This is a genomic window from Endozoicomonas sp. G2_1, assembly GCF_017744155.1.
GTDB lineage: Bacteria > Pseudomonadota > Gammaproteobacteria > Enterobacterales > Alteromonadaceae > JAGHQT01.
The window spans coordinates 149,134-163,846 of the sequence record NZ_JAGHQT010000007.1 but is presented as its reverse complement, the minus strand read 5'-3'; the positions used below and the strand labels follow the sequence as shown (position 1 = coordinate 163,846).

12 protein-coding genes and 1 tRNA gene are annotated in these 14,713 nt (G+C 42.7%); 8 read left to right on the top strand and 5 right to left on the bottom strand.

Translation table 11 applies throughout. The annotated features are described in order from the left end of the window. The first annotated feature begins 73 nt into the window (after positions 1-73). Entirely contained in the window at positions 74-664 is a 591-nt protein-coding gene (rrtA, locus tag J7384_RS10775; protein WP_209113858.1) for a rhombosortase, read from the top strand. 58 nt (positions 665-722) lie between these two features. On the opposite strand, the gene J7384_RS10770 is transcribed toward rrtA, so the two are convergent. After that, positions 723-3,239 carry a prolyl oligopeptidase family serine peptidase gene (locus J7384_RS10770; RefSeq protein ID WP_209113856.1) on the bottom strand — a complete coding sequence of 839 codons (2,517 nt, stop codon included), beginning with the start codon at positions 3,237-3,239 and terminating at the stop codon, positions 723-725. A gap of 231 nt (positions 3,240-3,470) precedes the next feature. Here J7384_RS10770 and J7384_RS10765 point away from each other — a divergent pair, with 231 nt between their 5' ends. The 4 genes from J7384_RS10765 (at position 3,471) to J7384_RS10750 (ending at position 9,059) form a co-directional block, all read left to right on the top strand. Beyond that, a complete protein-coding gene (locus J7384_RS10765; RefSeq protein ID WP_209113854.1) occupies positions 3,471-5,885 on the top strand; it encodes a YgiQ family radical SAM protein in 2,415 nt (804 codons plus the stop codon). Further along, a complete protein-coding gene (locus tag J7384_RS10760) occupies positions 5,878-6,120 on the top strand; it encodes a DUF2164 domain-containing protein (RefSeq protein ID WP_209113852.1) in 243 nt (80 codons plus the stop codon). Before J7384_RS10765 ends, J7384_RS10760 begins: the two co-directional genes overlap by 8 nt. Positions 6,121-6,289: 169 nt before the next feature. Next, entirely contained in the window at positions 6,290-7,882 is a 1,593-nt protein-coding gene (locus tag J7384_RS10755; protein WP_209113923.1) for an ABC-F family ATPase, read from the top strand. A gap of 373 nt (positions 7,883-8,255) precedes the next feature. Then, the gene (locus J7384_RS10750; protein WP_209113850.1) at positions 8,256-9,059 is read left to right on the top strand and encodes a DUF4437 domain-containing protein; all 804 of its coding nucleotides are present in this window, start codon (positions 8,256-8,258) and stop codon (positions 9,057-9,059) included. Positions 9,060-9,162: 103 nt separating this feature from the next. Here J7384_RS10750 and J7384_RS10745 read toward each other — a convergent pair whose 3' ends face one another. Further along, on the bottom strand, positions 9,163-9,780 hold the full coding sequence (locus J7384_RS10745) for a GyrI-like domain-containing protein (protein ID WP_209113848.1): 618 nt from the start codon (positions 9,778-9,780) through the stop codon (positions 9,163-9,165). 230 nt (positions 9,781-10,010) lie between these two features. Here J7384_RS10745 and ybaK point away from each other — a divergent pair, with 230 nt between their 5' ends. Then, on the top strand, positions 10,011-10,478 hold the full coding sequence (ybaK, locus tag J7384_RS10740) for a Cys-tRNA(Pro) deacylase (RefSeq protein ID WP_209113846.1): 468 nt from the start codon (positions 10,011-10,013) through the stop codon (positions 10,476-10,478). Between the two features lie 109 nt (positions 10,479-10,587). Here ybaK and J7384_RS10735 read toward each other — a convergent pair whose 3' ends face one another. Then, a complete protein-coding gene (locus tag J7384_RS10735; protein WP_209113844.1) occupies positions 10,588-11,115 on the bottom strand; it encodes a hypothetical protein in 528 nt (175 codons plus the stop codon). A 50-nt stretch (positions 11,116-11,165) separates the two neighbouring features. On the opposite strand from J7384_RS10735, the gene J7384_RS10730 reads away from it, so the two are divergent. Next, entirely contained in the window at positions 11,166-11,321 is a 156-nt protein-coding gene (locus tag J7384_RS10730; RefSeq protein WP_209113842.1) for a hypothetical protein, read from the top strand. Positions 11,322-11,542: 221 nt separating this feature from the next. Here the strand turns inward: J7384_RS10730 and J7384_RS10725 are convergent. After that, positions 11,543-11,619 (bottom strand) — tRNA-Val (locus J7384_RS10725). A gap of 345 nt (positions 11,620-11,964) precedes the next feature. Between J7384_RS10725 and J7384_RS10720 the strand changes: the two genes are divergently transcribed. After that, a complete protein-coding gene (locus J7384_RS10720; RefSeq protein WP_209113841.1) occupies positions 11,965-13,932 on the top strand; it encodes an alkaline phosphatase D family protein in 1,968 nt (655 codons plus the stop codon). A gap of 37 nt (positions 13,933-13,969) precedes the next feature. Here J7384_RS10720 and J7384_RS10715 read toward each other — a convergent pair whose 3' ends face one another. Then, a complete protein-coding gene (locus J7384_RS10715) occupies positions 13,970-14,503 on the bottom strand; it encodes an Mpo1-like protein (RefSeq protein ID WP_209113839.1) in 534 nt (177 codons plus the stop codon). Between the last annotated feature and the right edge of the window lie 210 nt (positions 14,504-14,713).

Sequence of the window (14,713 nt, the reverse complement as noted above, 5' to 3'; positions counted from 1 at the left end):
TTTCTGAGCAACTGCTTGCTAAAGTTCGAGCAGTTGTTAAAGTGCAGTCAATTTCTAAACCACGTCCCTATTCATGAAAGCTAAATTTCCTATCGCGAAGCAACATATTATCGTACCTATAATCGTTTTTATTACGGCGCTACTCGCTTTCGTGTTTGATCATCAGCTCAGCGATTTGCTGGTTTATAACCGTCAAGCAATCGCAGAAAGTCAATTTTGGCGCTTATTTACCGGCCATTTTTTCCATACTAATGACATGCACTTTTTACTTAATAGCGCAGCACTAGTATTGTTGTGGGCACTGCACGGGCACCACTATTCAGTGAAAAACCAAGTGTTTCTGTATGTTTTTGCTGCACTAACCACGAGTGTTGGTATTTGGTTTAGTTCGCCAGAATTAAACCAATATGTCGGTTTATCGGGCATTTTACACGGTGTATTTGTCTGGGGCGCGCTACAAGACATCAAAAGTGGTGACAAACTCGGCTGGTTACTCGTCATTGGCGCCTTTGCTAAGGTAATTTATGAACAAGTTTACGGAGCAAGCAGTGACATCGTTAACCTGATAGACGCAAGCGTTGCGGTTGACGCTCATTTATGGGGGGCAATTGCGGGTCTATTGGTTGCGTTAGCGGGCCAGCGGATAAAAAGCCAAGCTCAATAACAAAAAAACGGCCAGCAATTGCTGGCCGTTTTTATCAACTTAAACTTAATGCAGAATGTTATAAAGTTTCTTCAAACAGTTTATAAATTCTGCGGTATTCGTTTAACCAAGAACTTGGTTGCACAAAACCGTGCGGCTCTACTGGGTAAATTGCCGTTTCAAAGTCTTGCTTTTCAAGTTCGATTAAGCGCTGAACTAAACGCACCGTGTCTTGAAAAAACACGTTATCGTCAATCATAGGCGCATTTATGAGCAGCGGCTTGTTCAACCCTTCAGCAAAATAAATCGGTGAACTGCGCTCGTACGCTATGGCGTCATCTTCAGGTGTATTCAAAATATTTGAGGTATAACCGTGATTGTAATACGCCCAATCTGATACTAAACGCAGCGCCGAGCCAGACTGAAACACCTCTGGTTCTTTAAACAATGCCATCAAGGTTAGAAAGCCACCGTATGAACCGCCATAAGTGCCAATGCGCTTGGCGTCAACGTTGGCGTTTTCCACTAACCAGTTAACGCCGTCGAGCATATCTTGTACTTCAGGTTCACCCATATGACGATAAATTGCGGTGCGCCAATCTCGGCCATAGCCTTTTGATGCCCGATAATCCATATCAATCACCACATAACCCTGCTGAACAAGCATGCTGTGGAACATATATTCGCGGAAGTAACCAGACCAGCCTAAGTGTGAATTTTGTAAATAACCGGCACCATGGCTAAACATTACCGCGCGATTCTTTTTATCACTGGCATCAAAGTTTTTCGGTAAATAGACTTTTGAATAAATCGGCTCGCTTTGATGGCTCGATGGAATCGCAACAACATTTGGCGCCGACCACGGCATTGCTAAAAACTCATCCGAAACCGTGTAAGTAACTCGTGTTGATGGTTCAGTACTTTGCAAGTTTTTGACGTAAAGCTCAGGCGGCATAGTCACCGTTGAATGTTCAACCAGCAGTTTACTTTCGTCTGGACTAAGCTGGTAATCGTTCATACCGCCTAAATCCGTCAATGCGGTTAACTCGCCATTTTCAGTGTTTACTTGATAAATCTCGTAAATGCCCGGATGTTTTTTATTGGCTTTAAAAACCACTTTACTGTCGTCACGGGTCAGGGTTAAATCGCTTACTTCAAACTTACCTTGAGTTAGCTGCTGAGCTTTGCCATTTAATGGCTTTTGATAAAGCTGCGAATAGCCAGACTCTTCTGACAAGTAGTACAGACGCTCACTGCCATTAAACCAGCCAAATTCATTGAAAGTGTAGTTAATCCAAGCATCGTCGTGTAAGCGATGTTGATTGACCAATGTCTTTTGCTCAAAATCAATAGTTGTTAACCAGCGATCTTTGTTGTCCCATGCTTCTAATAACAAGGCAACTTGCTTACCGTTGTTGTGCCACTGAATCGGCGTCCAAGTTTGCATCACATGAATGTTACGCGCTTGTTTTTCCGACTGATAACGCTCCCCTTTGCGGGCGTGGTTTTCTTTTCGTACCTCAGCTAACACGTCTTGATCAAACCCCGGCAGTGATTCATAGCTAAGTTCAGTTTTGCTGCCATCATGCAAATCAACAAGATAGAGTTTTTCTGAATACTTGCGGTTGTCGGCCACTCGGCGACGTACTTTTACAGGGTCGATATCACCAGAACTCGTGACATAGTTCGGCATAATGTCGGTTTTAGCACGCAATGGCGTATCTTTCGTGACGCTAACAACAATTTTGTCGCCTGCAGGAGATAAGCTCGCATGAACGATTTTCACATCGTCACCAAAATAAAAATGATGGTTAGCAATCGTAGTATTTTCGGCTTTTAGCGCTTGATTGCGCTCATATCTCAATTCTTTATTGCGCTGCTGTAGCGCAACGTAATCAATTAATTGGTGCTGCTCTTTCGCTAAGTAAGACTTGGGTTTACTGACGCCTTTCGGCTCACCTGACGCTTTTAAACTGGCAATTTCAGTGACCAAATTAGATGCTAAATCGTGACGATAAAAGGTATTGCCAATACGATAGGCAACTGCCGTAGTTTTTGAATTAGTGGTTAAAAACTGTGGGTTACTCTCGTTGGCCGAACTTTTAGTTAATTGAGTGATTTGACCTGACGACAAGTCTTTCACAAAAATATTGCCATCAAACGCGTATACTTCTTTGCTGCCATCTTGGCTTAATTGGGCAAAACGGTCTGATACACGATGCAACTCCGCTAGTGTCACTGCTTGCGCTGCTGGATTTTTAGCATCACCATTTGAAAGCGTTTGACGATACAAATCTCTTAGCGGGTTGCCCTCGCGTTTTTGCTTATAATAAATGGTATTACTGTCGTCGCCCCAGTACCAAGACTCTGGTGCGCGGCCAAACCAATCGGGATCAGCCATAATTTTTTCTAGAGTGATAACCTTATCACCATTGCTAATGTTAGCTGCAGGCTTAGCGCTCACCTCTTTGGCAAAAACCTGAACGTTGGCGTTATTAACGCGACTAGTTCCAGACCCATTATTAGCGTCATTATTTATGCTTGCGCAAGATGCTAGCGAAAAGCTTACCGCAGCGGCAATTAATTGTATTTTCATGATTATTCTACTTATTAAAAATTCACTTTTACCGGCTAGATTGTAAAACAAGCTCAAGCAAAAAACTAAACTTATGCGACCAAGACAAGCAAACAACCGATTAGTCGCAGTCGAATTAATTAACTGATATAATCGCGCGCCACGCTTTGACTAGCAGTTACGGCATTGCTTAAGCGGGTCAACTAAACGAATACTTATTGTTAGCTAATAAGCTAAAGAGCGAATAAATCTATGATTCCACAACCTGATGTCAGTCTGTTCGAATACCCCAAATATTGGGCAGAGTGTTATGGCACTGCGCCATTTTTACCTATGTCGCGTCAGGAAATGGACGAGCTTGGTTGGGACAGCTGCGATATTATTTTAGTGACAGGCGATGCCTATGTTGATCATCCTAGCTTTGGTATGGCGGTAATTGGCCGCATGCTTGAAGCACAAGGCTTTCGGGTTGGCATTATCGCCCAGCCAGATTGGCAATCGAAAGATGCCTTTATGCAGCTTGGCAAACCCAATCTTTATTTCGGCGTTACTGCTGGCAATATGGACTCGATGATCAATCGCTATACCGCCGAGCGCCGCATTCGTCACGACGATGCCTACACGCCAAACAACGAAGGCGGCAAGCGTCCAGATCGTGCGGTATTGGTGTATTCACAGCGCTGTAAAGAAGCCTATAAAGACGTGCCGGTAGTGATTGGTGGCATAGAAGCGAGTTTGCGCCGAATTGCCCATTACGACTATTGGTCAGACAAAGTGCGTCGTTCAATCTTGTTCGATGCCAAAGCAGATATTCTGATATACGGTAACGCTGAAAGACCACTGATTGAAGTCAGCCATCGCATTGCTCGCGGTGAAGCAGTAAATACCATTACCGATGTTCGCGGCACCGCATTTTTAAGTAAAACCGCGCTCCCCGGTTGGCACGGTATCGACTCGCGCAGCATTGATAAGCCGGGCAAAATTGATCCAATTCCAAGCCCGTATCAAGATACCAGCGCCGCGACTTGTGACAACGCCGACACTTTTGATAAAAGCGATGGGGAAAACAACTCTAAAAGCACGAATGAGGCTGAGAGTGAGAGTGAAAAGTTAACCGATGTCACTAAATCACCTCAGGTGGTTAATATTGTTGACTTTAAAGCCAGTGAGCGAACTAGCTCATTACAACATAGCTCTCATCAAAACAAATCGTGGCAAGACAAGAAAAAGCCGTGGCTAACCACTTATATTAACTTGCCGACTTTTGAGCAAGTAAAAGACAATAAAGTGTTATACGCCCACGCCTCGCGCATTTTTCATCAAGAGGTTAATCCGGGCTCGGCTAAGCCACTAGTGCAGCGCCACGGTGATCGCGTTATTTGGCTCAATCCGCCAGCCTATCCGCTCAGCACAGAAGAAATGGACGGCGTGTTTGGTTTACCGTACCAACGCGTGCCACACCCTGCCTATGGCGATGCAAAAATACCCGCCTACGACATGATTAAAACCTCAATCAATATCATGCGAGGCTGTTTTGGTGGTTGTAGTTTTTGTTCGATTACCGAGCACGAAGGCCGCATTATTCAAAGTCGCTCACAAGAGTCAATCCTCGACGAAATTGAAGACATCAAAGAAAAAGTACCAGGCTTTACCGGCGTTATTTCAGACCTTGGCGGCCCTACTGCCAACATGTATATGCAGCGCTGCAAAAGCCCTAAGGCCGAAGCAACCTGTCGCAAGCCGTCGTGCGTTTGGCCAACTATTTGTGGCCACTTAAACACAGACCACACCCCCACCATTGAACTATATCGCAAAGCACGAAATATCAAAGGCATCAAAAAAGTACTGATCGCCTCTGGGGTTCGTTATGATTTGGCGATTGAAGATCCCGACTACATCAAAGAGCTCGCTAGCCATCACGTTGGCGGCTACCTGAAAATAGCGCCTGAGCACACCGAAGAAGGCCCGCTTAACAAAATGATGAAGCCGGGTATGGGCAGCTACTATCAGTTTAAGCAGCTGTTTGACAAATACTCAAAGCAAGCCGGTAAAAAGCAGTTTTTGATCCCGTATTTTATCTCGGCGCATCCAGGCACTACCGATATGGATATGGTCAATCTGGCGCTTTGGCTTAAAGAAAACGATTTTAAGCTCGACCAAGTGCAAAACTTTTACCCGTCGCCATTGGCGAACGCGACGACACTTTATCACACTAAGCTTGATTCGCTGCGCAATGTTAGAAAAAACAGTGACACTGTGCCGGTGCCTAAAGGCGGCCGCCAACGTCGCTTGCACAAAGCGATTTTGCGCTACCACGATCCTGCCAACTGGCCAATTATTCGTGAAGCCTTGGCAAAAATGGGCTTAGCTCATAAGCTTATCGGCAGCAAGCCCGGCTGTTTAGTGCCTGCTGAAAGCAAAGGCGAGAAAAACCAACAGCAACGCTTTCACGGTAAAAAAGGTCAAGGTAAAAACAACGCCCAAGGTTATAAAACCTCACCGGGACAAAAGCGCCCCCATGCAAACAGAGGCAACAGTGGCAAAAACCCAAGTAGAACTAAAAGTAATAAAGGGTTAACCCGTTTTAGCGACAATCAATTTTCTGATCAAAATAACAACCGTAACCAAAACAAAAAACGAACAAAAAAAAGAAGTAATAATGTCTGAAATTAAGCTGTCAAAACAAGCAACCGACGCCATGGTTGCCAAATTACAACAGTATTTTGGAAGCGAGCTCGACCAAGATCTCGGTCAATTCGACGCCGAATTTTTACTGGACTTTATTGCTAAAGAACTCGGTGGCTATTACTACAACCAAGGGCTAACCGACGCGAGAAAAATTTTAGAACACAGACTTACTGACATTGACGACGATATTTACGCCATCGAAAAGCCAGTGTAAGTAACAGAATTAATTCATTAAAAAGTTAAATAACAGAACTAAAGTTTTATCGCTTTAGTTCACAGTTGGCGCATTAATTTCAAGGAAAAAGCGCGGAGCGTATGACTATACGTGAGCACTTTTGACACCGAAATTACAAGCCAACACAGAAATAAAGGATAAAAAAGTAGTGTTAGCAGCAAATAACATCACCCAACAATTCGGCGCTAAGCCATTATTTGAGAACATCTCGCAGAAGTTTGGCGGCGGCAACCGCTACGGTTTAATCGGTGCCAACGGTTGTGGTAAATCAACCTTTATGAAAATTCTCGGCAGCGACTTAGAGCCAAGCTCAGGCAATGTTAGCCTAGATACGGGCGAGCGCATTGGTAAATTGCGCCAAGATCAGTTCGCCTTTGAAGAGTACTCTGTGGTTGATACCGTGATCATGGGCCACACCGAATTATGGGCGATTAAAGAAGAGCGCGACCGCATTTACGCCTTGCCGGAAATGAGTGAAGAAGACGGCATGCGCGTTGGTGACTTAGAGTCAATGTACGCCGAAATGGATGGCTACAGCGCCGAAAGCCGTGCTGGTGAATTACTAATGGGTGTCGGTATTCCGGTTGAACAGCACTACGGTTTAATGAGCGAAGTAGCGCCGGGCTGGAAACTTCGTGTTTTGTTGGCGCAAGCACTGTTTTCAGATCCTGATATTTTATTGCTCGACGAACCCACCAACAACTTGGACATTCACACTATTCAATGGCTTGAAGAAACGCTGAATGAGCGCGATTCAACCATGATCATTATTTCCCATGACCGTCACTTTTTAAACAGTGTTTGTACCCACATGGCAGATTTGGACTACGGCGAACTGCGCGTTTATCCAGGCAACTACGACGAATACATGCTCGCTGCTACCCAAGCACGCGCCCGTTTAATGGCAGACAACGCCAAGAAAAAAGCGCAAATTGCCGAGTTACAATCATTTGTTGCCCGCTTCTCAGCCAACGCCTCAAAAGCGAAACAAGCGACCTCGCGCGCCAAGCAAATTGACAAAATTCAACTTGAAGAAGTGAAAGCGTCAAGCCGTGTTAACCCGTTTATTCGTTTTAACCAAGAAAAACAGCTGTTCCGCAACGCGCTTGTGTTAGAAAACCTAAACAAGAGCTTTGACGACAACCACGTGCTAAAAGATATGTCGTTAATTGCTGAAGTCGGCGAAAAAATCGCGGTTATCGGTGAAAATGGTATCGGTAAAACCACCTTTTTGCGCACGCTAATGAACGAAGCTGGCTACGAGCCAAGCTCAGGTGAATTCCAATGGTCGGAAAACGTCAACATTGGTTACTACGCCCAAGATCACGCCCATGAATTTGAACAAGACATGACCTTGTTCGATTGGATGAGTCAATGGCGCCAAGAAGGCGACGATGAGCAAGTAGTACGCGGCTTTTTAGGACGTTTGTTGTTCTCCGCCGACGACATCAAAAAGTCAGTGAAAGTACTTTCTGGTGGTGAACAAGGTCGCATGCTCTTTGGCAAAATCATGATGCAAAAGCCAAATATTTTGATTATGGATGAACCCACCAACCACATGGATATGGAGTCTATTGAGTCGTTAAACATGGCGCTCGATTTATACGAAGGCACCATTATTTTTGTCAGTCACGATCGCGAGTTTGTTTCGAGTATCGCGACCCGTGTGATCGAATTAAAAGAAGACGGTTACGTTGATTTTGCTGGCGGCTATGAAGAGTACTTGTCTTCTCAGAGCTAAGTGCATGTAAAAATTAAAAGCTTCACAAAGCTGATAACATAAGGGTATAGCCAAAGACATCGCTAACGCTAGCCTCGATGCTCTTTTTCAACTCGTCATCGTTAAAAGCCGCTCATCTGGAGCGGCTTTTTGTTTTATTGATGATAACGGTTAAGCACAAGTATCATATTACCTTCTACCTTCATATAGGTAGATCTGCACAAATACTGACACCGCTATTGTCAAAAAATATTTGAAAGACTATCAGTTTTTACCCTGTTTATAACAACCCCATAATGAGATTACACTTGCTGCACGTTTGACTTACTCACTTATCAATTTAATGACGACAATTCGTTTTAACAATCTTTTGCTAATCGGTGCATATACAGCCTTGAGCTTTACATCAAAGCTGGCATTGGCAAGTAATCAACAAGAGCCAATACTGAGTAGCTCAACAGTCATTAGCGCGAGTGATCTCAATTGGGGCCATTTAAACCCATTGCGCGGTAATAAAAGCCCTGCCGCGGCTAACCTCTGGGGCGATCGCACTAAAAATAAGGCAACGGGTATGCTAGTGAAATTCAAACCGGGCTTTTCGTCTCCGGCTCATATTCACAATATTACTTATCGAGGCGTGGTCATCAAAGGGTTATTGCACAACGACGATCCAAATGCTGAAAAACTCTGGCTACCAACGGGATCCTATTGGACACAACCAGCGGGTGAAAGCCATATCACCGCAGCAAATGGCCAACAAAACTTGATTTACCTTGAAATTGACCACGGCCCGTATCTGGTCAAACCGAGCTCACAGCAATACGATAACGGCGAACGGCCAGTTAATCTGCACGCCGATAACCTTGTATGGTTGCCGTTTAAGAGTACACCGTCGCCATTTACTGATGTTGAAATCAGCCACCTTTGGGGTAAACACCAAAAAGGAGAGCCAAGAGCGAGTTTGCTGAAATTGCCCAAAGGCTTTAAAGGCACTATTAGCGCTACTACTGGTGAGTTTAAAGCGGTCGTTATTGACGGACAACTGAGCTATCAATCAGCGCATCGAAAACAGCCGTTAAACCTATCAGAAGGCAGTTATTTTGGCTCTGATGGTCAATTTGGCCACAACATCAAGACTGAGCAAGCGGTGACGCTTTACCTTCGCACGACTGATCAGTTTGAGCTTGAGTCACTTTAGCGCTTATCTTACCGCTTCATTTGGTAAGAGATTTATCAAGGCTCAGCGCAACACTGAGCCTGACCATATCAATAGGCAGTTAGCTAAACTATCTCGCTACCTCCTAGCGATAAATTGATAACATTTGGTGGCGCACCACTGTTTTCCAATTTTTCGGATCAGCGCGTTTAATATCACTTAAATAAATTTCGTGGTGTTTACCAGTGCGAAACGCTCTGCTATCAATAAAGTGACGCACTTTTTCTATTGTCGGCCCTTGTTGGTCAAAAGGCCCTACGTGCATTATCTGAGCACAACGCCCCTCTGCCAGCGTTTCTAAACGCATTTTAGCCAATGCTGGTAGCGACTTTTTAATTTGCACTTCAGCCATTGCGGCGTCGATGATGTCATTGCCGACAAAATCTGGCTGCATAATCATTAACGTCCACTGCCACTGAGATTTATCACCCGTTTCAAAAACAGATAAATCATCTGCCCACCACAAACCTTCAAGCGGCATCACCACGTAGTTCTTATCAAACTGCTTTTTATATATCGCTTTGGTCGCATGAGAAACAGCAAACAGTGCTTCAATAGCTTGTGCGTAATCGCTTGAGGTTTCAGGATCGCCAATGCCATCTACCATTAAATATTTAAACGCTGGTACCTCTACTTCCACCACTTCCTGTGCCGATGGCTTGTATAAGTGCTTAAATTCTTTTTTAAGGTCAATTTTTTCCACTCGTCTTTCCTCAAACAAGGATAATATGCACCCAGAACTTATGCTTATGGGCGACCAAATTTCATACCGATTAAAACACTGAGCTAAATCATTGAGCCTAGTATCGACAGCGATTGTTACAGATTTTTGTCTCTACTAAGTCACTTTGATGAAATTTCAAGCAAATTAAGCTTTTAGCAATAACTGGGTTAAGATAGAGTAAACAACATGTTTCACCAGCCCAAACTCCTATGACTCCGGCAATTAATCTCGCAAAAAAGCAAAAAATAGCCTTTACCACTCATCAATATCAACACGACACTAACGCTAGTTCATACGGGATGGAAGCGGTTGAAAAACTCGGCCTTGAACAAGGTATTGTTTTTAAAACGTTGGTCGTAGAACTTGATACCAAGCAGCTTGTTGTTGCCGTGATTCCTGTCGCTGAAAAACTCAGTATGAAGTTAATCGCCAAAGCGGCAAAAGCGAAAAAAGCAGCAATGGCGCCTGCACCAATAGTTGAACGCTCAACAGGATATTTGTTAGGCGGTGTCAGCCCTTTGGGTCAAAAAAAACGCTTACTAACTTTTATCGATAATTCAGCGCAATCATTGCCAAAAATGTATATCAGTGCAGGCCGCCGCGGCCTCGAAATTGCGCTTGCCCCTAACGATTTAAAACAGCTAACAAACGCAACCTTTAGCGAGCTAACCAGTTAGCAAACAAACTAAAGATAAGTAAGGAGATAAAGTTGAGTAAAAATACCTTGGGTTACACCATTGTCGAAGGTGCTAATAAGATCGTTTAAAGGCTATGTCACTGGTGACATTACCCACGGTCTAGCTTTATTGCTGGTGGTGCTTGTTTACCGGGGTTTTCCATTCGCCAATGTCTTTCAAATTCTATTGATAGCTTATCCCTTTCTTCTATACATTTAGCAAATAGCTTTGTTGACTTTGGTTTTTTACATTGAGGGCTTTTATGTGCTCGATAGTATTTTAGCCAGTCGTTTTGTCTACCATCATAATACCTTGCCTTCATTTCTATGGGTTGGTTTGAAAGCTCTCTTTTATAGTATTTTTTGGGTTTTAATAATTTTTTAGTTTTGTTTGATGTTGTTTTTTTATTTACTTGTTTTTCAACACTTTTACTTACAGGCTCTTTGTTTTTATTCTTTATACAAGCGTTATATATTTTAAAAACATGTTTTTCCCAGTTTCTGGTAGCTTCGCTAGATGATTGTCTACTTAATGCTTGAGCACTTTTTAAATCATTCCATTCATCTTGGCATTTGGATTTCCCAAATGTTTGATTTGAAACAATTAAAAATATAAATAATGTGATTAACTTCTTCATTTTGATGTCCTTATTTACGAGTACTAAATCAGTTTCAACTAAGGAGCATTATGAAACATCAACTTTTAACTCGTTATTTTCAAATAAAAAAATTACCACCAGAAGTTCGTTATTATCAGTTAAAGCCTTGGGAACGCGATGTTGAGAACTACCTGTTAAAACAATCTTCTGAGGTTACTCGGCTTTTTCTTTTAAGTTCGAATTAATGTCACAAGTTTGCTTAATTTCGGATGTGATAATTTCGGTAAGTTGTGTAATTTTCACGTCCTTATTTAATGTGATCATGTTTGTATTGCGGGGGTAGATTAACCCAAAACATAAGGCTTGCGGCTTATCATGTTTTGAATTTAATGTAATTTTAATTGGTACTAGATAGGTGCTTTTTTTAATTCTTACTTGTAAGTCTTTTATAAATAAAGCAAGAAATTGGTACGACCGAGTGGACTCGAACCACCGACCCCTACCATGTCAAGGTAGTGCTCTAACCAGCTGAGCTACGGTCGTACAAAATTTTGAACTGTTGGTTCGTAAACTTTTGAATTAAGCTTGGCGACTCAACGGGGCGCTATGTTAGCGGCCTGATTCACTCTATGCAAGCACTTTTATCATAAAATTTAACATTACGAGTTCGTTTGCTGAGTTAATAAACAAGTCGCGCTTTTTTACAACAGCTTTCTCAATTTTTCATCGTTATTTGTGGTGAACTCGTATTATTTAACCATTACATGAGTTGTTTACTTGGCGGTAGATAGATAGCCCCATTGTGATTAAGTTTTACAATTAACCACTTGATCTGTATTTTCAATTCGCTCTAAAGTAGCAGTATAAGTAACAATAACGATAATTTTTATGACCTTAGCCCCAATTTTAGCTGGCCCTATTCTAAGGCGCACAACCGCAGATGAGCTCGTTATCTGGTGGGTTAGCCCCACGCCTTGGCAAGGTCAATTTAGTTGTTATCACAATGGTGACGCCTTAATCGAGCTTAATCTCAATAAAGCAAATGTTGAAATACTCCGTTCGAACAACACTGAACTCACTGATAATGAACAAGCGGTTGAACCACTACAAGCGGACATTCACCACTACCGTGTTGGCAAAAATGCGGTTATTCACTTATTGCATTTAAGCAATCATCGGCTGCCACTCAATACCTTAATTGAATACGATTTAACGCTAGCACCAAGTAATCAAGAGGGTTCATCTGCTCAAACGCTCGGTTTAAAGTCGATAATTGCTTCTATTTGTTACCCTGAATTTGAACGACCTAATTTTGTCATCAAACAGCAGGTTAATAACTTGCTGCACGGCTCATGTCGAAATCCTCATCATTACAGCGATGACACCCTGCTCGCCGGGGAAGAGAAACTAAAACAACATTTAATTGATTGTGATAATCGACCATCATTAACCATGATGAGCGGTGATCAAATTTATGCTGATCACGTCGCTGGCTCGACACTTAACGCAATTCATCAAGTGATTGAATTGCTCGGGTTGTACGATGAAAATTTTGATGGCGCCAGTATCAGTGACAGTCGCACCTTGCACCAAGAACAGCCCCATTACTATCAGCGCGAGCTGCTGCTGCCGCTGACAGAGTTAAATGCGAGCTGGTGGCGCCGGAAAAAGTCTGCCATTTTCACCTCAGTTTATGCCCACAATCATTTGGTGTCGTTTGCCGAGATGATGGCGATGTACTTGTTAGTTTGGTCGCCAACCTTATGGTCGGCAATTAAACCGCAAGACATAGCAGTCCCCAATGAGTTCACCGAGGTTTATCGCAAGGAAAAAGCAAATATTGAGGCATTTGTTAAAGGCTTAGACAAGGTTCAGCGTTTGTTGGCTCATACCCCAACTTATATGATTTTTGACGATCACGATGTCACTGACGACTGGAATTTAACTGCGGGTTGGGAACAAGCAGCATATCAGCAGCCGTTCGCTAATCGCATTATTGGCAATGCCCTCTTTGCCTATTGGTTATGTCAGGGTTGGGGCAATGATCCGAAGAAATTTGGCGGAGATTTTGCTCACCAAGCTCAAGCTTATAACGATTCGCCAACCACTGAAAACCAACAAGCATTTATTAACTACTTGTATAAGTTTCAAGATTGGGACTTTATTGTTGATACATCGCCGGCAATTGTGGTGCTCGACAGTCGAACACAGCGTTGGCGCTCTGAAAGCAGTTTGAACAAACCGTCTGGATTGATGGATTGGGAGGCTCTGTGTCAATTGCAACAGCATTTGTTGAACAAAGACGCGGTAGTATTGGTTTCGCCAGCGCCAATGTTTGGCGTTAAGTTAATTGAAGCAATTCAAAAGCTCGCCACTATCGCTGGGCAACCATTAGCGGTTGATGCAGAAAACTGGATGGCACACCCAGGAGCGGCAAATACTTTATTAAATATTTTTCGGCATCCCAAAACACCGCAGCACTTCATTATTTTATCGGGTGATGTCCACTACTCTTTTGCCTACGATATTGAAATTAGATTTCGTCAAACGTCACCTAAAATTTGGCAAATTACGTCAAGTGGCGTCAAAAACCAGTTTCCAATGCCCTTTATTGGCTATTTAGATAAGCTCAATCGTTTGCTCTATGGCGTGTATTCACCACTTAATTTATTTACTAAACGTCGCAGTATGAAAATAAGAAGTCGTGAAACCAATCACAATAATCATCGCCGTTTAGTAGAAAAAAGTGGTTTGGGATACATCGAAATAGACCAAAGCGGTGCACCAAAATTGATTAGTGAACTGCATATAAATAGCGAAGATACTGTATTTATTGCTAGCAAAGGTGATGAGTAAACTCATCACCTCATATTATCTCATATACAAGACACTACTATACCGTCGCTTTGCGCTGTTCGAATAACTGGCGTTTCTCAATAGCAAGCTGGTCAACTTGCTCAGCAAACTCTGGCTCAAACTTGAGATAAAAATAAAGCTCAGCAATCAAGAATAGTGGCCCAATCAGTAGTTGGTTAATATCGTCAACAAAGGCAGGTTTCGCTTTCTCATAACCATGGCCAATAAATTGAAAAATCCAACCAACAACAAATACAGCTATCGCCAAAAGCACATCGTAAGGCAGTGCTAAAGCGAGTTTCGCCGTATAAAAAATAGGTGCAAAACACAATACAGCAACAATTGCCAAACGAAGATGTAACAGCAAATAGTAAAGCACGACGCCAACAGCAAGGCCGTCTAATACTGTAATCCCAATGTCATTAGTGACATTGAGTTGCCAAGGTAATTGGCCAATCAATACCATGACCGCCCAAATAATCATTGGAATACCAATCACATGGGTCTTCACATTATTGCTATTTAAATGAACACTTTTATAGGTTGATAGCTGCTCTAAAATTGATTTCATTGTTTGCTTACTGCCTTTTATTATTGTCATTATTGCCAGTCGATAACAGATATAGTCATTCCTTGGTTAGCACTAATTTATCTAGCCCTTTCTTGTCTGACCAGTCACTATTGGTTTCAACTTTAGAAAGATTATTTTGCAAAATCAAGTTGCGCGTAAGACTTGTTAGTTCCAATTGGCCAGCGTATGAACCAGCAAGGTATTTCTTAA

Bases quoted from the DNA above. Each gene is read 5' to 3' on its own strand.
- rrtA (WP_209113858.1), top strand. From the start codon at position 74: ATGAAAGCTAAATTTCCTATCGCGAAGCAACATATTATCGTACCTATA.
- J7384_RS10770 (WP_209113856.1), bottom strand. From the start codon at position 3,239: ATGAAAATACAATTAATTGCCGCTGCGGTAAGCTTTTCGCTAGCATCT.
- J7384_RS10765 (WP_209113854.1), top strand. From the start codon at position 3,471: ATGATTCCACAACCTGATGTCAGTCTGTTCGAATACCCCAAATATTGG.
- J7384_RS10760 (WP_209113852.1), top strand. From the start codon at position 5,878: ATGTCTGAAATTAAGCTGTCAAAACAAGCAACCGACGCCATGGTTGCC.
- ybaK (WP_209113846.1), top strand. From the start codon at position 10,011: ATGACTCCGGCAATTAATCTCGCAAAAAAGCAAAAAATAGCCTTTACC.
- J7384_RS10735 (WP_209113844.1), bottom strand. From the start codon at position 11,115: ATGAAGAAGTTAATCACATTATTTATATTTTTAATTGTTTCAAATCAA.
- J7384_RS10730 (WP_209113842.1), top strand. From the start codon at position 11,166: ATGAAACATCAACTTTTAACTCGTTATTTTCAAATAAAAAAATTACCA.
- J7384_RS10720 (WP_209113841.1), top strand. From the start codon at position 11,965: ATGACCTTAGCCCCAATTTTAGCTGGCCCTATTCTAAGGCGCACAACC.
- J7384_RS10715 (WP_209113839.1), bottom strand. From the start codon at position 14,503: ATGAAATCAATTTTAGAGCAGCTATCAACCTATAAAAGTGTTCATTTA.